The sequence below is a fragment of the Methanohalophilus sp. WG1-DM genome (assembly GCF_004104135.1).
GTDB lineage: Archaea > Halobacteriota > Methanosarcinia > Methanosarcinales > Methanosarcinaceae > Methanohalophilus > Methanohalophilus euhalobius.
Genome location: NZ_RRBA01000006.1, coordinates 85,979 through 104,531 on the forward strand (window position 1 = coordinate 85,979; position 18,553 = coordinate 104,531).

Annotated in this window: 20 protein-coding genes and 1 pseudogene; 9 read left to right on the forward strand and 12 right to left on the reverse strand. The window is 42.4% G+C overall.

Annotated elements, in window-relative coordinates; genetic code table 11:
* The first annotated feature begins 5 nt into the window (after positions 1-5).
* Together purB and CI957_RS05945 are read left to right on the forward strand one after the other, a co-directional pair.
* Entirely contained in the window at positions 6-1,349 is a 1,344-nt protein-coding gene (gene purB, locus CI957_RS05940; protein WP_096712208.1) for an adenylosuccinate lyase, read from the forward strand.
* Between the two features lie 8 nt (positions 1,350-1,357).
* Positions 1,358-1,945 carry an FmdE family protein gene (locus tag CI957_RS05945; RefSeq protein ID WP_128754452.1) on the forward strand — a complete coding sequence of 196 codons (588 nt, stop codon included), beginning with the start codon at positions 1,358-1,360 and terminating at the stop codon, positions 1,943-1,945.
* 5 nt (positions 1,946-1,950) lie between these two features.
* Here CI957_RS05945 and CI957_RS05950 read toward each other — a convergent pair whose 3' ends face one another.
* A complete protein-coding gene (locus CI957_RS05950; RefSeq protein ID WP_096712206.1) occupies positions 1,951-2,136 on the reverse strand; it encodes a hypothetical protein in 186 nt (61 codons plus the stop codon).
* An 87-nt stretch (positions 2,137-2,223) separates the two neighbouring features.
* A complete protein-coding gene (gene uvrA / locus CI957_RS05955) occupies positions 2,224-5,049 on the reverse strand; it encodes an excinuclease ABC subunit UvrA (RefSeq protein WP_128754453.1) in 2,826 nt (941 codons plus the stop codon).
* A 190-nt stretch (positions 5,050-5,239) separates the two neighbouring features.
* On the opposite strand from uvrA, the gene CI957_RS05960 reads away from it, so the two are divergent.
* The gene (locus CI957_RS05960) at positions 5,240-6,508 is read left to right on the forward strand and encodes a TolB family protein (protein ID WP_164909044.1); all 1,269 of its coding nucleotides are present in this window, start codon (positions 5,240-5,242) and stop codon (positions 6,506-6,508) included.
* Between the two features lie 10 nt (positions 6,509-6,518).
* On the opposite strand, the gene CI957_RS05965 is transcribed toward CI957_RS05960, so the two are convergent.
* A complete protein-coding gene (locus CI957_RS05965) occupies positions 6,519-6,695 on the reverse strand; it encodes a DUF378 domain-containing protein (protein ID WP_096712203.1) in 177 nt (58 codons plus the stop codon).
* A 472-nt stretch (positions 6,696-7,167) separates the two neighbouring features.
* On the opposite strand from CI957_RS05965, the gene CI957_RS05970 reads away from it, so the two are divergent.
* Together CI957_RS05970 and CI957_RS05975 are read left to right on the forward strand one after the other, a co-directional pair.
* Entirely contained in the window at positions 7,168-8,193 is a 1,026-nt protein-coding gene (locus tag CI957_RS05970) for a DUF21 domain-containing protein (protein ID WP_096712202.1), read from the forward strand.
* Positions 8,194-8,232: 39 nt separating this feature from the next.
* Positions 8,233-8,661: a desulfoferrodoxin family protein gene (locus CI957_RS05975; protein WP_096712201.1), complete on the forward strand. Its 429-nt coding sequence runs from the start codon at positions 8,233-8,235 to the stop codon at positions 8,659-8,661.
* Positions 8,662-8,688: 27 nt separating this feature from the next.
* Here CI957_RS05975 and CI957_RS05980 read toward each other — a convergent pair whose 3' ends face one another.
* Both CI957_RS05980 and CI957_RS05985 read right to left on the reverse strand, forming a co-directional pair.
* The gene (locus CI957_RS05980; protein WP_096712200.1) at positions 8,689-8,985 is read right to left on the reverse strand and encodes a carboxymuconolactone decarboxylase family protein; all 297 of its coding nucleotides are present in this window, start codon (positions 8,983-8,985) and stop codon (positions 8,689-8,691) included.
* Positions 8,986-9,068: 83 nt separating this feature from the next.
* A complete protein-coding gene (locus CI957_RS05985; protein WP_096712199.1) occupies positions 9,069-9,911 on the reverse strand; it encodes a TatD family hydrolase in 843 nt (280 codons plus the stop codon).
* A 201-nt stretch (positions 9,912-10,112) separates the two neighbouring features.
* On the opposite strand from CI957_RS05985, the gene CI957_RS05990 reads away from it, so the two are divergent.
* On the forward strand, positions 10,113-11,129 hold the full coding sequence (locus CI957_RS05990) for an isocitrate/isopropylmalate dehydrogenase family protein (RefSeq protein WP_128754454.1): 1,017 nt from the start codon (positions 10,113-10,115) through the stop codon (positions 11,127-11,129).
* 33 nt (positions 11,130-11,162) lie between these two features.
* Here CI957_RS05990 and CI957_RS05995 read toward each other — a convergent pair whose 3' ends face one another.
* On the reverse strand, positions 11,163-12,491 hold the full coding sequence (locus CI957_RS05995) for an isopropylmalate synthase (protein ID WP_096712197.1): 1,329 nt from the start codon (positions 12,489-12,491) through the stop codon (positions 11,163-11,165).
* A 277-nt stretch (positions 12,492-12,768) separates the two neighbouring features.
* On the opposite strand from CI957_RS05995, the gene CI957_RS06000 reads away from it, so the two are divergent.
* Positions 12,769-13,272: an amino acid-binding protein gene (locus CI957_RS06000; RefSeq protein WP_096712196.1), complete on the forward strand. Its 504-nt coding sequence runs from the start codon at positions 12,769-12,771 to the stop codon at positions 13,270-13,272.
* Between the two features lie 2 nt (positions 13,273-13,274).
* Here the strand turns inward: CI957_RS06000 and CI957_RS06005 are convergent, their stop codons facing one another.
* The 3 genes from CI957_RS06005 to CI957_RS06015 are packed head-to-tail and all read right to left on the reverse strand — an operon-like array spanning position 13,275 to position 16,417.
* Positions 13,275-14,471, reverse strand: a complete 1,197-nt coding sequence (locus tag CI957_RS06005; RefSeq protein ID WP_128754455.1) for an NAD(P)/FAD-dependent oxidoreductase — start codon at positions 14,469-14,471, stop codon at positions 13,275-13,277.
* A gap of 8 nt (positions 14,472-14,479) precedes the next feature.
* On the reverse strand, positions 14,480-15,763 hold the full coding sequence (gene aroA, locus CI957_RS06010; protein ID WP_096712195.1) for a 3-phosphoshikimate 1-carboxyvinyltransferase: 1,284 nt from the start codon (positions 15,761-15,763) through the stop codon (positions 14,480-14,482).
* A complete protein-coding gene (locus CI957_RS06015; RefSeq protein WP_128754456.1) occupies positions 15,764-16,417 on the reverse strand; it encodes a thymidylate synthase in 654 nt (217 codons plus the stop codon).
* 121 nt (positions 16,418-16,538) lie between these two features.
* On the opposite strand from CI957_RS06015, the pseudogene CI957_RS06020 reads away from it, so the two are divergent.
* Together CI957_RS06020 and CI957_RS10885 are read left to right on the forward strand one after the other, a co-directional pair.
* A pseudogene (locus CI957_RS06020) lies at positions 16,539-16,858 on the forward strand (DUF488 family protein); the annotation flags it as partial.
* Between the two features lie 3 nt (positions 16,859-16,861).
* Entirely contained in the window at positions 16,862-16,981 is a 120-nt protein-coding gene (locus tag CI957_RS10885; RefSeq protein WP_241645959.1) for a DUF488 domain-containing protein, read from the forward strand.
* Here the strand turns inward: CI957_RS10885 and htpX are convergent.
* From htpX to CI957_RS06035, 3 genes are all read right to left on the reverse strand, one after another.
* On the reverse strand, positions 16,978-17,832 hold the full coding sequence (htpX, locus tag CI957_RS06030) for a zinc metalloprotease HtpX (RefSeq protein ID WP_128754458.1): 855 nt from the start codon (positions 17,830-17,832) through the stop codon (positions 16,978-16,980). The two genes, CI957_RS10885 and htpX, sit on opposite strands and share 4 nt — an antisense overlap.
* 94 nt (positions 17,833-17,926) lie before the next feature.
* The gene (locus tag CI957_RS11080) at positions 17,927-18,055 is read right to left on the reverse strand and encodes a hypothetical protein (protein ID WP_258082589.1); all 129 of its coding nucleotides are present in this window, start codon (positions 18,053-18,055) and stop codon (positions 17,927-17,929) included.
* Between the two features lie 79 nt (positions 18,056-18,134).
* Positions 18,135-18,389, reverse strand: coding sequence for a hypothetical protein (locus CI957_RS06035; RefSeq protein ID WP_105460677.1), 255 nt, complete (start codon positions 18,387-18,389; stop codon positions 18,135-18,137).
* Positions 18,390-18,553 lie beyond the last annotated feature (164 nt).

Here is an 18,553-nt window from a genome sequence, read left to right on the forward strand (position 1 = left end):
TATCAATGGCCATCCATCCCATAGAATACCGGTACGGAACCGAGGAAATGAAACATGTCTGGAGTGAGGAAAACCGCCTGGTATGTATCATGAAAGCAGAGGCAGCCCTTGCAAAAGCAGAAGCTGATGTGGGATTAATCCCTGAAGACGCCGCTAAGATAATAGAACAAAGTATTGAAAATGTGGAACTCAAAAGGGTCAAAGAAATCGAAGATGAGATCCATCATGACATGATGGCAGTTGTGCTTGCCATCTCCGAAAAATGTGAGGAAGATGCCAGTAAATGGGTACATTTCGGTGCAACATCAAACGATATGCTGGATACGGCTACAGGTCTCCAGATGAAAGATGCCATTGAAGTAATGGAACCAAAAATCAGACAACTACTGGAAGTGCTCCTGCGTCAGGCTGAAAAACACAAAGAAACTGTATGTGCGGGCAGAACCCACGGACAGATCGGCGTACCAACAACATACGGCCTGCGTTTTGCAATCTGGGCAGCCGAGATTGGCAGGCATATAGAGAGACTTGAACAGCTCAAGCCCAGGGTAGAAGTAGGCCAGATGACCGGGGCTGTAGGTACCCAGGCTGCTTTTGGTGAGAAGGGTATTGAAATCCAGAAAAAAGCGATGGAATATCTTGGGATCACAGGTGTGGATGTCTCCAACCAGATTATCCAGAGGGACCGTCATGCGGAATTTGTTATGTGGATGGCAAATGTCGTAACAACACTGGATAAAATTGGTGTTGAATTACGAACACTGCAGAGAAGTGAACTTGCAGAAGTCGAGGAAAGTTTCGGCAAAAAACAGGTAGGCTCCTCTACAATGCCCCATAAACGCAACCCAATCAAATCCGAACAGATCTGCGGGCTTGCAAGAATTGTACGCTCCATGATTGAACCTGAACTTATGAATAATACACTATGGGATGAGAGGGATCTTACAAACTCTTCATGTGAAAGGGTTGTTTTCCCTGAAACATGTGTGCTAACCGACCACATCCTGAAACTCGGAATCCATGTGACCGATAACCTGCACTTTTATCCGGAAAACATCAAGCGTAACCTTGAATTGCTCAAAGGACTTAATATGGGCGAGGCGGTCATGATAGAACTTGCAAAAAGAGGTGTCGGCAGACAGGAAGCCCATGAGATAGTACGTACAGCTGCCATGCAGGCCCACGAAAGCGGAAAACACCTGCGTGAAACTTTGCTTGCAAATAAAGATGTATCCGGCTATCTTAATGGAGAGGATGTCGAGAAACTTGTTGATCCTTACCGATATACCGGTACCGCAGTTAAGCAAGTTGAAATTACAGTTGAAAAGTTAAGAAAACAATACCTATGAGGGATTTGATGGAAATTGAAGACGCAATAAAGTTCCACGGTCATCTTTGTCCCGGATTATCTCTGGGGTTCAGGGCTGCAAAAGCAGCAGAGGAACATTTTAAAAACATAAGGGCAGAGGATGAAGAGCTCGTGTGCATAGTTGAAAACAAGTCATGTTCTGTGGATGCCATACAGGTGGTCAATGGATGCACCTTCGGGAAAGGTAATCTGATATATCGTGATTTCGGCAAACATGTGTACACTTTCTTCAATCGGGGAGACGATAAAGCTCTGCGGCTCGTGGTGAAACCTGATGGGATGAAAAATGATGAAGAACATCAGAACCTGTTTCCAAAGATCAGGGAAGGCAGTGCTACAGAAGAGGAAGAAAAAAGGTTTAAGCAAAAACATGAAGAAAAATCCCATGAAGTCCTGAACATGCCTCTTGAAGAGCTGTTCAAAATTGAGGAAATCGAAATAAAACCGCCTGAAAAGGCAGTTATTTTCCAGACCCTCATCTGCAGTGAATGTGGCGAAGGAATGATGGAAAGCCGGGCAAGAGTTATGAACGGCAACTTTTACTGCCTTCCATGTTTTGAAAAATATGATATATGAAGGAATCAGCGATCAAGCTCTTCCTTCTCTTTTTCATTCCTTAGTATTTTGCATAGTGTTTTCTTATATTCTACCTGGGTTTTAAACCTGGCCACATCAGGAGTGGGCTCCCTGCCTTCCTGATGTGACATGATGCCCCCCAGATATTCGAGGTCATTCTTGATATTCTTGCAACGGATTTTTCTTACCATATAAATACACCCCCGGTAAGGCCGGTAACCAGTATTTTGGTCATGTAAATTCTTTCCTGAAAGAAAATAAACCTTGTGCCCGAGTTCTCAGGAGAGAATGTTTTTCAAAAATTCACCGGTATAGGAACCTTCGACCTTTGCCACATTTTCAGGAACCCCTTCTGCAACAACAAGTCCTCCACCTTCTCCACCTTCAGGACCAAGGTCAATAATCCAATCTGCAACCTTGATAACATCCAGATTGTGCTCTATTACAATTACTGTATTTCCTCCCTCAACGAGGCGCTGAAGCACTTCAAGTAACTTCCTGACATCATCAAAATGCAACCCTGTGGTTGGTTCATCAAGAATATAGACCGTTTTACCGGTAGAGCGTTTACTCAACTCAGTAGCAAGTTTGACACGCTGGGCTTCCCCACCGGAAAGCGTGGTGGAAGACTGACCGAGTTTGATGTAGCCCAGACCAACGTCAAAAAGTGTCTGTAACTTACGTTTTATTTTTGGAATGTTTGCAAAAAAACCAAGAGCCTCTTCCACTGTCATATCCAGTACATCGGCTATGCTTTTATCCTTGTAAGTTACCTCAAGGGTTTCCCTGTTGTACCGTTTGCCATGACAGACTTCACAGGGCACATAAACATCGGGCAAAAAGTGCATTTCAATAGTGATTATTCCCTCCCCGCCACAGGTCTCACAACGGCCTCCACGTACATTGAAACTGAAACGACCCGGTTTATAGCCGCGGGATTTGGAAAGTTTTGTCTGGGCAAATAATTCACGTATGGGTGTGAAGAGATTGGTATAGGTAGCCGGATTGGATCTGGGAGTCCTGCCTATGGGAGACTGATCTATTGTAATTACCTTGTCAACATTTTCAAGACCTTCGATAGCGGAATATTTTCCTGTTCTCTCCCTGGCACGATTGAGTTTGCGGGCTAACACTTTATTCAGGGTTTCATTGATAAGTGTACTTTTACCTGACCCTGAAACCCCGGTTACACATATCATTACTGAGAGAGGAAATTCCACATCGATTTCCTTGAGATTGTTTTCAGCAGCACCAATCAGTTTAATGAAACCCTCAGGAGTACGCCGTTCCGAGGGCACCGGAATCTCCAGTTCCCTTTTGAGATATCTCCCCGTGAGAGAATCCGGGTTTTGCATAATTTCCACAGGAGTTCCCTCCGCTACCAGGTCTCCACCATGAATACCGGCACCTGGTCCCATATCCACAACATGATCGGCACTCATTATTGTTTCTTCATCATGCTCCACAACAATAACGGTGTTACCGATATCACGTAAGTGTTTGAGAGTGTTGATAAGCCTGAGATTATCCCGCTGATGCAAACCAATACTCGGTTCATCCAGAATGTACAGTACCCCCATCAAACTGGAGCCTATCTGAGTGGCAAGACGGATACGCTGGGCTTCCCCTCCGGAAAGAGTGGATGCTGAACGACTCAATGTTAGATAATCAAGACCCACATCAACCAAAAAGCCCAGTCTGGACTTGATTTCCTTCAAAATAAGTCGGGCAATGGTGAATTCCCGCTGGTTTAAGTGAAGTTCCAGTTTTTCAAAAAAGTGGAGACAATCCTCAATAGACATATGAGTTGTCTGGATTATATTGAATTTGTCTATGAAAACAGACAAACTGGCTGGCTTGAGCCTTTCACCTTCACAGGCCGGGCATGGTTTGGTGCTTATATAACGTTTGAGCCGGTCCTTGGTATTCTCAGAATCTGTGCGATTGTATATCTTGGAAATATTGGCAATCACACCTTTAAACCGGCTGTTGCGTTTCCAGATACCCCCACCTTTGCCGGTATGGACCATCGGGACCTTGGTGGCCGTTCCATAGAGAATCATATTCTGGTACTGTGGCTCCAGGTCTTCAAACGGTGCATCCATAGAAAATCCGAAGTAATCAGCAAGAGACTGGAGAGACTGCATGTAGTAGCCATCTTTTCTAGTACCCCACGGTTCAACTGCTCCTTCATTGAGAGACAGGGATCTGTCAGGGATTATCAGGTCCGGATCGAATTCCATGGAAGTTCCCAGGCCATGACATACATCACATGCTCCCTGGGGGCTGTTAAAGGAAAACATGGCAGGTTCCAGCTCTTCAAATCCAGTTCCACAGTGTGGACAGGCAAGTTTTTCGCTGAATACGAATTCATCGCCATCCACAACATCAGCTATAACAATCCCGCCGCTTCTGGCAAGGGCCTGTTCCACAGAATCAGAGAGACGCTCTTCTATTCCTTCTTTGATGGAAAGCCTGTCAACCACAATTTCAATATTATGTTTATTGTAGCGCCCCAGTTCCAGGGAATCAGCTTCATCGAGCCGGATAATCTCCCCATCCACACGTGCACGGGAATAACCATCAGACCGGATATCAGCGAGAAGTTTCCTGTATTCACCTTTACGCTCCCGGACAACAGGCGCCAGGATATGAAGTTTGCTTTTTGCAGGGAATTTCATTATGTTGTCCACAATCTGGTCAACACTCTGGGGTTCGATGGCACGCCCACAATCCGGACAGTGGCGAGCCCCTATACGGGCAAACAGCAATCTCAGGTAGTCGTATATCTCGGTAACGGTACCCACGGTGGAGCGGGGATTCTTGCTGGTGGTCTTCTGTTCGATTGAAATAGCAGGAGAAAGCCCTTCAATGTATTCCACATTGGGTTTTTCCATCTGCCCCAGGAATTGCCGGGCATATGATGAAAGCGATTCAACATAGCGACGCTGGCCTTCAGCATAGATCGTATCAAAAGCAAGAGATGACTTGCCCGAGCCACTTAAACCCGTGATCACGATTAATTTATCCCTGGGCAACACTACATCAATATTTTTTAAATTGTGCTCTTTGGCACCCTTTATCATTATATTTTTGAGAGACATGTGTCCTGAAAGATTAAAAGGATTGTTTTAAGTTGGTTTGGGGAAGAGAATATTGTCTGGAAGGATTAAAGGTTTGCTATCAGACATTGTGAATCAATGTGACAACCTAAAAGTAAAATAAAATATATTACCAATTAATTTATATAATATGCACTTAGTAAATTATACCCACATAAGGCAAAGGAGTTTCATGAATGACAACAAAATTAACTATGTGTACATTCTGTTACTGTGTACTGGAAGTATAAAGATGAATCTAAAACACCTCCTTTGTTTCGCCACCCTGATATTATTTTTTATTGCAAGCCCCTGTAATGCAGACGAGAATACATTTGCAATTGAAAATTCCACACACAATTTTGCTCCTTACTGGTCCCCTGATGGAACATATATCGCCTATTCTTCAAGCACAGGTAATTCACTGGAAAATCTAAGTGCCTGCTTATCAAAAGCAGATGGAACAGATAAAGAAAAATTAACTTCTGGAGATGAAAGCGGAGGTTTCTTCTTTGACCCCTGGTCTCCTGAAGGAAATTTGTTACTCTATATATCAAATCTGACAGGAAATTATGAATTATGGACGATGCATCCAGACGGTTCTGGCAAAAGGAAACTAACTGAAGGAGCCTTTCTGGAAAACTACCTGCTGGGCTTGAGGGGTTGGAAAGCCGATTGGAGTCCTGATGGCTCTAAAATTGTTTATGTATCTGCAGCTTCTGAAAACGGTGATATATGGGATATGGTAGAAAAAGAAGATGGGACAAAACAAAGAATGTTGAATAAATCAAATATCTGCAAGGACTCAGATATATGGATAATTAACTCCGATGGTAGCGAAAATACTAAACTCACTGATAGCAATGGCCCCTATCTTGAACCACAATGGCAACCAGAAGGGGACCTCATTGCTTACGTTTCGAATAATCCGGAAACTGAAGGTATCTGGATTATGGAAACTGACGGTTCAGGAAAATCCCGCATTTTCAAAGGAAAAGCATATGACATTGCCTGGTCACCGGATGGTGCTGAAATTGCATATGTTAGAGCAGGTAATAATCACACTACAAGCCTGTGGGTTATGAATGCTGATGGTAGCAATCAAAGAAAAATAACCAACAATTCGGGATACTTCAAGGCCTATTCATTTCCTGCATGGTCGCCTGACGCAGATAAAATCGTATTTAATTACGGAGATATCGGAGAATACGGAATATGGATAACTGACCATAAAGGAAATGAAAAACTGCAAGTCGGGAGAGGTTTTATGCCACAATGGTCACCGGAAGGAAATAAAATTGCATGTACATCAACAAAAAACAAAAGACGTTCGATTTCAATGATAGAACTAGATGAAAAAAGCCTTCCCGATAGTACTAAGATGGCGGAAAAATCACCTTCATTCGGGCTTTTGGAAAGCATAATTATACTGTCTGCACGTTTCATCATGCATAAAAAATAAGACCACCAAATTACTGGTGGTCTTTGCTTGCAAAGTATATCATGTACAGGGCTGCCAAACCTACAATAATGTAGACTACCCGTGCTATTGCGCTATATCCAAAGATAAGTTCTACCAGGTTATAGTCCTGTGATATACCAAACAATCCCCAATTCAAACTTCCAATTACTACAAGAGCAATTGCTATCCAGTCTAATTATGTTTTCTCGGTCATACTTTTACCCTCACTCAAAAACCTATTTCGTATAGGCACATGAATAGTACATTAAAAACTATTACAACTTCTTCATTCATAATTAATAGAAGTTATGATATAATTCTCAAATCAAAAATGTTAATAGTATGTTAACCTTTCAATAAACAAAAGATAAACATATTTTAAAATAACTAAATCACAGATACCCATAAAGTAAAAATACCAAATCCTCAAACAAAAGTAAATGTAAGGGTATATAGCAAAGATTACCGTACAGGCAAACATATCCCCATAAAAATTGAAACAACTCCTCTTTTAAATTAATGGCATATGTTATGACAGGAAATTACATCATGCATAAATGGTTCGATAATACAGATTGAGAACAATATCACAATATTACGACAGTCAAAGATTTAAGTAGATATAAATATATTGTCGCACAACTATAGTGGAAGAAAATATGGAAATTATAACCTGGATTCTACTTTTATTTTTTGTCAGTCAATCGGCAATGTTTTCCGGCCTTACCATTGGACTTTTTGGATTGAGCAGGCTGGTATTGGAAACTGAAGCCGAATCTGGCAATAAGGATGCAAGAAAAATACTAGATATCCGAAGGGATTCCAACTTTCTTTTAACAACTTTATTATGGGGAAACGTTGCCGTAAATGTTCTTATTGCCCTGCTTACAGGTTCAATAATGGGTGGTACTGCTGCATTTGTATTCTCCACTGTAATAATAACCTGTTTTGGTGAGATTATGCCCCAGGCATATTTCACCAGAAATGCCCTGAAAGCCGGAGCATATTTAACTCCATTAGTCAAGATGTATCAATTGATCCTTTATCCTTTTGCAAAACCTTCGGCAATAATGCTTGACTGGTGGCTGGGAAAAGAAGAAATAATGTTCTTCAAAGAGAGGTCCCTTAAAAAAGTCCTCCAGAGACACATACAATCCGCAAGATCTGATATCGGAAGTGTGGAGGGACAGGGAGCTCTTAATTTTTTGACAATGGATGATACAAAGATCACAAAGGAAGGCAACCCAATTGACCCAAAAAGTATCATTTCCCTTCCTATAAAAAACAGGAAACCGGTGTTCCCGGAATTTAAACAAACCCTTGAAGATCCTTTCCTCAAAAAAATCAGCGAATCCGGTAAGAAATGGATTATTATCACGGATCCAGAGGGGAATCCCATACGTACACTTAACAGTGATGACCTTTTGAGAGATTTAGCCTACGGCAACATAACCCTTGATCCTGAAGATTATTGTCACAGGCCGGTTATCGTAATGTCACCAAAAACCAGGCTAGAAGAAGTAATTCCAAAACTAAGGATGTATCCTGAGCATGATAAAGGAGATATTATTGACCAGGACGTGATAATCTACTGGACAGATGAAGAAAAAAGAATCCTGACGGGATCAGACATTCTTTCCAGACTTCTCAGAGGAGTTGTAAGAAGAGTGGAGACAACATTCTGAGAAACTATCTCTTTTTAAAGATAACAAGCAGGCTAAATTATGGATCCATCGGATATTATGAAAAATGACAGGTCACACAAATATGACTCCCAATCAAAAGAAAGACACATACCTTCTATAGAGGTTCTAAAAAATTATGGCAACAGCGGCAAGGATTACATCCATGTTGTAGTCGGGGAAAATGTGAAACATCCGAATTCGCTGCAGCATCAAATTCAATGGATAGAATTGTATGCACGCACTAAAATGCAGAATACAATCCAGATCGGACGAGTCAACTTCGCCCCGGGAACTTCACCTGATGCATTATTCAGACTAATATATTTTGGCAAATACAGAGAGTTCTGCGCCCTTGCATACTGCAATGTTCACGGATTATGGCAAAATTGTATTGAAATAAGAGAAGAACTCCGTTTAACTGCCGGATGCCGTCGAGAAAAATGTTTGCAGGAAGGATTCGGAGTCTAAAATTTAATTACAATGACACCATAAGTTTCATTCATTTACACTTTCAAATATCTGGTCGTATTTCCGGGTCCAGTGCAGTTGCGAACCACCGGCAATAAACATCGAGACTGCAACTGCTTCAGCGATCTCATCCTCGGTTGCACCATTATCTCTTGCACGGGATGCATGGATTTCTACACATTTTTCACATCTCATCAGGACCGATGAGGAAACAGCGATCAACTCTTTTGTCTTTGTGTCCAGGGCGCTATCCTTGAAAAGGGATGCACGCATGTCTGCAAATGCGTTTGCAGTTTCCGGTAATTTATCGATAAGAAATTTCATTAATTATCTCCTGATAGGATATAACGAACAAGAATATAGATAATTATTGCTACTGTAATTAATACAAGTATGTTTCCAGCTCTTTAAAGTTCAATGTCCACCTCATAAACAGATTCGATATTCTCCTTATGAACCTTCCAGAAAACTTCTTCCCCGTAGGTTTCAACAAGCTTCATGGTTCGCCGGGGAATGGTTTTTGGACCAAGTACTGCACCGGGACGTTGCGGATCATCAATATAATCCGTCTCCATCATGAAACGACTACCCTGCTTAAGGGCTTCTTCAATTGCTCCTTTGCCGGCAAGTACACCAGGATAAAGGCCTATCCTTTCACAGACATCCACAAGCGGAGGTGCATAATGTTTCACAACTTTTTCCAGAGGGATACCAATACTCTTTGCCCTGCTGGCAATGTCCTCCAGCTCAGGTTCTCCTACACTTTCGGTATGCAGCTGGACAGCACATCCCAGACCCTTGCCCAGGGAAAAAGCATGAGACATTATTGAATTAGAAGCCTGCCACACCTCATCAGAGACAGGATAATGAGGACGTCCGCTTTTCAATCCCACAGCAAGACCTTCGTTTACGTATTCAGATGCAATCTCCAGACCCACTTTCATAAGGGAGGTGGCATTTTCAAGTTTCATTCTTTCACATAGTTTGGTAATTTCTGCCGGATGTACGCCAAGCACCGGAAAAGCACCAATCCCAAGTTCATTGATCTGGCGGACAATATTCACAGTTTCATCAAATACAGCACGATAGTCATCGGGTTTTGTAACTTCGACCCCAAGCGTCCATGTCGGTTTGGAGACCACCATCATATGAGTTCCTCCTGCATTCTGGAATTGTTTTACAGCATCAATACCCTTTGCCCGGGGGTCAATATGTATATGCTCATCGGTAATAGGAATGTTTGGGGACATGAAAGAGAGTATGATTGCCTGCCATATAAAAATACTTAGGAAATGAAATTAACGCAATTAATCTAATAAACACCTGAATATCATCAAAAATATATAAACCATTATTATTACGGTCAACTGGGCAGATAGCATATATATGATGGAGGCATTACAGGGGCACATCTAGCCTTATAAACATAAGTAATTATAGAAGTGATTAAAATGAGTAAAACTGCAGCAGTTATTAAAGGAGACGGAGTAGGGCCGGAACTTGTCGATGCCATGCTAAAAGTAGCACAGGCAGCAGGTACGGCTGTGGAGTTTGTACCCTGTGAAGCCGGTGCCGCCTGGTGGGAGGAAAACGGAGGAAATACCCTTATTCCCGATGAGACATGGGAAATACTGGAAAGCTCCGATGCCGGTTTCAAAGGACCAACCACCACCCCCGGAGGTGCGGGTTCTCCAAAAAGTGTCGCAGTATCAATCAGACAGAAATACAATCTTTACGCAAATGTCCGACCTACAAAAACATTCCCCAACACAAACACACCCCTTGGTGATGTTGATTTTATATGCGTACGTGAAGGAACGGAAGGAATGTACATAGGTGAAGAAGTAAAACTGACGGATGATGTGTATATCGCACTGCGTAAGACCACCCGCCCGGCCTGTCGTAACATTGCAATGTATGCCTTTGAAGAAGCAAAGAAACGTGGGTATGATACGGTCGTTCCAATCCACAAGAGCAACATTCTCAAACAGACATGTGGAACTTTCCTGGAAGAAGTCGAGAATATAGGAAAAGAATATCCCGATATTGACATCTGGGAATACCACATCGACAATATTGCTCAGCAACTTATCAAGAACCCGCAGCTTTTCAACAAGAAAGTATTGCTTTCCACAAACCTATTCATGGATGTTATCAGTGAGGAATGCTCCGCTCTTATCGGAAGTATTGGCCTGGTATATTCCGCAAACATCGGGGACAATTATGCAATGTTCGAACCTGCACATGGCTCAGCACCAAAATATGCAGGAGAAGATAAAGTAAATCCTGTTGCAACAATTCTTGCCGGTGCCTGGATGCTTGACTATCTCGGAGAAAAAGACAATGCAAATGCTATTTTCAAAGCAACCGAAGAAGTCATTTCCGAAGGTAAGTATGTAACTTACGATATGGGCGGCAGTGCAAGACTCAGTGAAATGACAGATGCTATTGTCAGCAAAATTGAATAAAAACAGTAAATATGTATAAGGTTAATAATTACCTTATACATCCTTCTTCTTTCTTGAAAGGGGATCTGGTACATATTCACCAGAATAGGCACTTTCCCGGCTCATGTTCTTTTCTACAACTGGCTCAAACAGGAAGTATTTCTCGACATAACCCTGGATTTCCTCATCAGAGATACAGGATACACGCTTTTCATTGTCATAGAGTGCCTGGATATCCTTCTGTATGGATTTAAGCCTGGGATCTTTTTTCTCCACAGTGATTTGTACATCAAGCAATTCCCTCAGGGTTTCCTGAATCTTATACCTTAAGACCTCGGTACCTGAAGAATCACCTACAAGGAATATACGTTCTCCACCCACAACCTCCGGGGGATATGGTTCGTATGTGAAAGGATTCTTAATAGCACCGGCAGCATGTATACCTGACTCGTGAGAGAATACATTCTTACCAACCACGGCTTTATTACGAGGTACACGTATGCCGATTTCTTTTTGCATGAATTCAGAGAATTCAGTTATGACATCAAGATTATATTTATCAAAACCTTCCACCCGCTGGCCCAGGAACAAAAGCAATTTTTCCATTTCAGCATTTCCCGCCCTCTCACCTATACCCATAAAGGTTACATTGGACCAGTTGGCACCATACCAGTAAGATGCCATAGAATTTGCAAAAGCGAAACCAAAATCATCATGACAGTGGCTTTCGATGTTTTTAACACCAATCTCATCTTTGAGATATTTGGTAATTGAGGGAATACCATAGGGTTCGTCCACTCCATCAAAAGGAATCCCATAGCCGATGGTGTCGCACACCCTTATGGTACATTCCGGGTCAATTTCCATTATCTTCTCAATCATTGGATAGACAAAACCATAATTATCAGCACGGGTCATGTCTTCCACATGAGCACGGGTAGCAAGGCCATGATCTACTGCATACTGAAGGGCTTCAAGGTACCTGTCCTCGGCAGCTTCTCTGCTGGGCAATCCCATCTTTTCCAGAATATGGACATCTGAGACAGACATCAATATACCGGTTTCATTGAGACCGCCAATCTGCAGTACCTTATCTATGTCTTCTGTTTTTGCACGTGCCCAGCCGGTCACCTCAGGGAATTCATAACCCCTGTCAAGCATGAGGTCGATGGCTTTGCGATCTCTTTCATTATAAACGAAAGTTTCCAGTTTTTCAATACCGATCTCGTGCAGATAGTCATAAATTCGAACCTTGTGGCCACTTTTTAGGACTATCCCCGGCATTTGGGCTCCATCCCGGATGGTACTATCACTGATACAAACCTCCTGATCAAGCGGAAGCTTGATTTTTGGCAGATCTCCATAATCTTTGTATACCTTCACAAAATACCTCCTTCCACACAAATATGATAACTTATACCGTATCTTAATAATTATACATTGTAAAATATTTGTATATAACCCTTAAAATGGATTTTTTATTCGTAAAAAGCACATTTAACCGATTGAATCAGATTGTATTATGATAGATTTTATCCTTAAAATGTCTTTCTTCCTACATACAAAAACAAAATAAGAAGTAACCAGCTAAACATTCCAAGAGATTACAAACTACAAAAGAACTTAATTCTATTTATAATTTGAATGAATAGTGACTTGCATGTGGAAAATGTTACTTGAAAAGTTTGAAAAACATCCTGCCCAACAAAAGGTACTGAAAATTTTATTCGAAAGAGGTTTTCAGGTAAGTAAGGATGGGAAAGTGACCTCCGGCAAGATCGATATTGCACACACCCAACTCGCAAAAGAGGCAGGTGTGGACCGTCGGGTCGTAGATGCAACTACCGACACAATACTTGAAGATGAAACCCTTCGAAACATATTCCAGAATGTGCGCTCAATTCCCTTTTTAAGGGATGTGGCTCCTGCATTGGGACTTGGAGTAATAATTATTACACCTGAAGATGCGGCAACAGTAGGTATTCTTTCAGAAGTATCTGGCGTGATTGCCGCTCATGGTATCAGTATAAGACAGGCAGTTTCAGATGATCCGTATTTTACCGACAAGGCTAAAATGACTATTATCACTGATTCAAAGATATCAGGGGATACCGTAAATGAAATCCTTAACATAAAAAGTGTAAAAGGAGTCAGTATATACTGAATTCACAGCAGGGTTTTCAAAAAAGCTACAAAAAAACCTTTTAGGTGCCTGGAATTTAATGGGTTCAGGAATTTACGCAATAATATGGAAGGATGGTCCATGTCCCCATACTTTTCAATTAATGAAAGCACATTCGGTTCTGCCAGGGATGAAAATAATTCATTGAGTTGTTCGTCTGACAAACTACCTACAAAGTCGTGAGCTTTGAGACCCATATTTAGTTCCTTTCCCAGAGACTGCTTCCAGCGAATTTCATATTCTTCCAGCCGGGATTGGGAAGTATCATTTTCAAATGCTGCCTTTGCAGCAACTTCACCTGCTATCTTTGCGCAGACAGCTCCTGTATAAACACCACCCCCTGATGTTGGTTTTACCTGACCTGCTGCATCACCGCAGATCAATACACCGTCAGAAAAAGTCCTGGCTGCAACACCTATAGGAATGCCTCCCACTACAAAATCCAGCATACCATCTACTACACGCCCTTTTTTGGAAAGTTTGTCTCTAAGTTCACAGAGATATGACAGAGAATCCTGACTGGCCAAATTATCGGTTGCAAGTCCAAATCTTGCAATACCGTCAGACAATGGAATTTCCCATGCAAAAAAACCAGGCGCACAGGTACCTAAGAAAAGTTCCACAAAATCCTGGCGAATTGTTTGCATTTGAACTTCAAACTGGATACCGGACATAATACGTGAAGGAGCCGGCAGGCCCACCATGGAAGCCACACCATGACGTACACCATCTGCACCAATAACCACAGAGGCTTCGATAACTTCAGGTTTACCTGCTCTTTGTATATGCAATCTTTTAAAACCTGAATTATTATCTATTGCAACAACCTTTGAGTTCAGGAAAATATCCACACCTTCAGAAGTTGCCAGGGATGCCAGTTTCCTGTCAAATATCTTGCGTGAGACTACAAAGGCACGGGTTTGCCCGCCATTTACAGGAAGACAGGTCCCCTCCGGAGAATGCACAAAAGCACCCCTGACACTGTTAATAACCGAAGAGTCATTGGGACTTATACCACACTCATCCATAGCCTGCACACTCAAAAGGCCTGCACACTGGACCGGACTTCCGACAGTTGCATGTTCCTCAAAAAGAGCAACCTTTGCCCCCTGTAGGGCAGCATATCTTGCGGCAACCGAACCCACGGGGCCGGCTCCCACCACGGCGACATCATAACTCATGATCACAATCACTGTTTATCCACAATAACATCAGCACCCAGAGACCTGACATCATCAAAGAAATTGGGATAGGAGATGAATATCGACTCTGCTGTGTCCACGGTTGTATCACCCGCAACCATACCGGCAATCGTAAGTGCCATTACGATACGATGGTCATGCCACCCATGCAGGTCACCTCCTTTGGGCTTACCCCCTTTTATTGTCAGTTGGTCCCGATCTTCCTTCACAGAAACACCCATCTTCTTGAGTTCTACAGCCATGGCATGTAGCCTGTCAGTTTCCTTATACCTGACATGTTCGGCGTTCTCTATCACGGTTTGTCCTTCAGCGACAGCACCCAGGACGGCTATGGTTGGCACAAGGTCCGGCGTTGCTGCAGCATCCACCCGTACACCTTTAAGGTCACGGCCATTAACCGTTACCACACCGTTTTCTTTATCCCAGGATACTCCCGCACCCATTTGCTTGAGTATCTCAATTATAGCCATATCTCCCTGTTGGGAAGGGAACATGTTCTTCACAACTACTCTGGAACCGGTCATTGCGGCAGCGGCCAGTAAATATGATGCAGAAGAAAAGTCTCCTGGAACCAGATAATCCCTTAAATCGTAATCCTGATTGGGAGGAATTATGAATTTGATGTTATGGTTATTATCTTCAAATATTTCAGCTCCGGCCTTACGCATTATTTCGAGAGTTAAATTGACATAGGGTTTTGAACGAAGCTCACCCTTTATGGAAAGAGTGGTACTCCGGCTTGTGAGCGGACATGCTATCAACAGTGCGGAGATGAATTGGGAACTGATGGACCCATCTATCTTGGCTATTGCTCCCTTCAATCCCCCTTTTACTACAAGGGGAGCACAACCATTATTCTGAGTGGATATTACTTCCGCACCCAGGTCATGCAAAACTTCAATAAGGGGACCATTTGGCCTGGTGCGCAGGGAATTGTCACCCGTTAGAATCGATACACCGTTCACAAGGGATGCCACAGCAGTCATGAAACGCAATGTTGTACCCGAATTACCCACATCAATCACATCTTCAGGAATGTGAGGTTTGCCCTTAACTCCCTCAATAAAGAGGTCCCCTTTTTCCTCATTAATCTGTGCACCAAGCATTCTACATGCACGGATCGTAGCCTTTGTGTCTTCCGAAATAAGTGGCCTGCGAACAACACACTTCTCAGAAAGGGAACCTATAGTGATTGCCCTGTGCGTGTAACTTTTTGACGGAGGTGCAAAAACTTCACCCTCCACACTGGTACGACTGATTTTTACCCTCATTTAGCACACTCCTGTAACAATCTTTTCAATACGATCCCAGTCATGTTCATAGATATGTGCAGATACACTGATAGTTGTAATAGTACCTGTTTCATAACCGGCATTCTGTGCCACATATTTTAGAAGCTGTGAAAGACCGTAAAGATTTGCAGGATAAGCTCCTGCAAAATCATGACTGCGAAAAAGAGTGGTCATATGAACCTGATTGTTTCGGACTTTGAAATCATCGAGGATCATACATGGCACTTCATCAACTTCAGTATCAATGTAGGGTATCCATGTTACAGCAGTTGCCCTGCGAGTGGTATTACTGTTTTTGAGTTTATCGATTACATAGGAGACCTGGTCCACTCGTCCATCCCAGTTACGTAATCGCTGCCCATAAGTATATTCGAAGTCCTGGGGATTTTCCCCCGTAATCAGCTGTTTTGCATATTCGTCCAGACGCTCCTGATTCCAGGAAATGTCAGAAGGTATCTCATTGGAATAAGGATTATCGATAACAACCATCAGATTCATGAATTCCTTGATTTTGCTGCCCCTTTCATCAGTTACATTTTCCCCGTGATTCCATATTATATTGAGTCCGCGATACCATGCATCGCTAATTGTATCGGCCTTAATTATTCTTCCTATAGGCGTATTGTGAACCATGTCAAATCCTCTCAAGCTGCAAGGAAATAGAATTTCATGAATATATAATCTTTACCTGAATAGATCCATATATAACAACCCATCGAAATCCTAATGAAACCGGGTATCAAATAGAGTATTTATGGAAAAACAGCGGATATGCTATACTATTGGTTATGGAAATAGCATTTTTAATGAATTCCTGAATAGATTACTGGACAACACCATAAAAATCGTTGTAGATGTACATAGTTATCCACAATCACAGCGTCCGGAATTTAATGCAGAAAACCTGAAAGTTAAACTCCCAGAGAATGAAATTGTCTATTGTCACTACCCTTTGCTTGGTGGGATGGGTAAGCGTTCTTACATCGAATATATGGAAAGTGCAGACTTCAGGAAAGGGTTTGCGATCTATTATACCAGATAAACAGGAAGGCAGACAACGATACAAAGATCGCTCTTATGTGTGCAGAAAAGAATCCACGCAACTGTCATCGCAGACATATTGCAGAAAAACTTGAAAAAGAGGGGATAAAGGTGATACACCTGACCGACCCCGGGCAGGCATCCCTCCCCTTTTAATACATATTTTCCAGGCGTTTAATACGCTCTTCTGTTGTGGGATGCGTGCGGAAAAGGTTAGCAAGCGTACTTTTCCTTATCGGATTTACGATAAACATATGAGCCGTACTTTCAGATGCTTTCACATCCTTTGGATTTTGCTTGTAATTGGTTGCACCCTTCTCAAGCTTAGAAAGAGCACTTGCAAGAGCCTGGGGGTTTTTGGAAATACGGGCCCCGTCTGAATCTGCTGCAAATTCGCGGGACCGGGAAATTGCAAGGCGTATAATCGTAGCTGCAAGGGGAGCAACTATGACAAGAGCCAGGAAGCCTATGATATTATTGCCTTCACCGTCACGTCCGCCGAGTCCTCCAAATATTGCTGCCCACTGGGCCCATGTAGCAACCATGGTGATTACACCTGCAATTGTTGCGGCTATTGCGCTGATGAGTGTATCCCTGTTGCGGACATGAGCAAGTTCATGAGCCAGAACACCTTCAATTTCCTCAGAATTCAGGATATTCATGATACCTGTAGTTACTGCCACGGCAGCATGTTCGGGATTCCTGCCTGTAGCAAAAGCATTGGGCATTGAGGTTTCTACAATGTAAACCCGCGGCATTGGAAGGCCGGCATTATAAGCAAGGTTATGCACTATCCGGTACAGCTGTGGAGCTTGTGCTTCTGTAACTTCCTTTGCCTTGTACATTTTAAGCACAATCTTGTCACTATACCAGTAGGTACCGAAATTCATGAGGATAGCAAAGGCAAAAGCAACCAGCATTCCCCCTGTACCCCAGTATGAACCAACCATTACCAGCAGACCCGTGAGTGTTGCAAGTAATACTGTAGTTTTAAGCATGTTCTTCATGATATACCTCGAGCATACTTCGGATTATGTCAAAATAAGCTCATATTAGTTATGTAAGAATGAATTGTAATTCTATAAAAGTATTGCGGTCAACTCAGATTACTCCTACAATACCTACCAAAAGCAGGGCAAACAGGAACATGATTACAAGACCAAAGATAAGAAGTACATTAGCCGGATTATATTGTGCACCGTCCTCTCCATTAAATTTCGTGTCTTGCATAATCATCTCCTGATGTTGATCATGTGTTAATATATAAATCATCTTATTAATACATGCCCCTAAAAACGATAGAGGATGTTTAGATGTCCTCTACAGTAATATTGGATTCATTATCGACACCTTTAAGCATCGATTCAAGTTCTGCGAGATCATCATCCAATGACGATATTTCTTCATCGGTAATTGCTGCACCTTCCTGTGCAAGTATATCTTCCGCAGTATCTTCGGATGCAGTTTCATTTTCCACTTCCGAATCACTCTGGTCTGTACAACCCGAAACCATCAGGGATGAAAACATGATCAGGGCAAGCAACAAAGATATGAATCTTTTCATGCTATTCATTCCTCCCCGACCTCGTCATTCATTGTACTGTTTACTGAGTCTTCGTCCTCATCGATCTCCATATACTGCTCGATTTGCTCAGCTGTCAATGAGGTTCTGTTACCGATTTCGGCTATGATTTCATTCAAATCGGTAGTATTGAGGGTAAACTCATC

Excerpts from the sequence above, each read along its gene's own strand:
- purB (WP_096712208.1), top strand. The coding sequence starts at position 6 with ATGGCCATCCATCCCATAGAATACCGGTACGGAACCGAGGAAATGAAA.
- CI957_RS05945 (WP_128754452.1), top strand. The coding sequence starts at position 1,358 with ATGGAAATTGAAGACGCAATAAAGTTCCACGGTCATCTTTGTCCCGGA.
- CI957_RS05950 (WP_096712206.1), bottom strand. The coding sequence starts at position 2,136 with ATGGTAAGAAAAATCCGTTGCAAGAATATCAAGAATGACCTCGAATAT.
- uvrA (WP_128754453.1), bottom strand. The coding sequence starts at position 5,049 with ATGTCTCTCAAAAATATAATGATAAAGGGTGCCAAAGAGCACAATTTA.
- CI957_RS05960 (WP_164909044.1), top strand. The coding sequence starts at position 5,240 with ATGAATGACAACAAAATTAACTATGTGTACATTCTGTTACTGTGTACT.
- CI957_RS05970 (WP_096712202.1), top strand. The coding sequence starts at position 7,168 with ATGGAAATTATAACCTGGATTCTACTTTTATTTTTTGTCAGTCAATCG.
- CI957_RS05975 (WP_096712201.1), top strand. The coding sequence starts at position 8,233 with ATGGATCCATCGGATATTATGAAAAATGACAGGTCACACAAATATGAC.
- CI957_RS05980 (WP_096712200.1), bottom strand. The coding sequence starts at position 8,985 with ATGAAATTTCTTATCGATAAATTACCGGAAACTGCAAACGCATTTGCA.
- CI957_RS05985 (WP_096712199.1), bottom strand. The coding sequence starts at position 9,911 with ATGTCCCCAAACATTCCTATTACCGATGAGCATATACATATTGACCCC.
- CI957_RS05990 (WP_128754454.1), top strand. The coding sequence starts at position 10,113 with ATGAGTAAAACTGCAGCAGTTATTAAAGGAGACGGAGTAGGGCCGGAA.
- CI957_RS06000 (WP_096712196.1), top strand. The coding sequence starts at position 12,769 with ATGTGGAAAATGTTACTTGAAAAGTTTGAAAAACATCCTGCCCAACAA.
- CI957_RS06005 (WP_128754455.1), bottom strand. The coding sequence starts at position 14,471 with ATGAGTTATGATGTCGCCGTGGTGGGAGCCGGCCCCGTGGGTTCGGTT.
- aroA (WP_096712195.1), bottom strand. The coding sequence starts at position 15,763 with ATGAGGGTAAAAATCAGTCGTACCAGTGTGGAGGGTGAAGTTTTTGCA.
- CI957_RS06015 (WP_128754456.1), bottom strand. The coding sequence starts at position 16,417 with ATGGTTCACAATACGCCTATAGGAAGAATAATTAAGGCCGATACAATT.
- CI957_RS10885 (WP_241645959.1), top strand. The coding sequence starts at position 16,862 with ATGTGTGCAGAAAAGAATCCACGCAACTGTCATCGCAGACATATTGCA.
- htpX (WP_128754458.1), bottom strand. The coding sequence starts at position 17,832 with ATGAAGAACATGCTTAAAACTACAGTATTACTTGCAACACTCACGGGT.
- CI957_RS11080 (WP_258082589.1), bottom strand. The coding sequence starts at position 18,055 with ATGCAAGACACGAAATTTAATGGAGAGGACGGTGCACAATATAATCCG.
- CI957_RS06035 (WP_105460677.1), bottom strand. The coding sequence starts at position 18,389 with ATGAAAAGATTCATATCTTTGTTGCTTGCCCTGATCATGTTTTCATCC.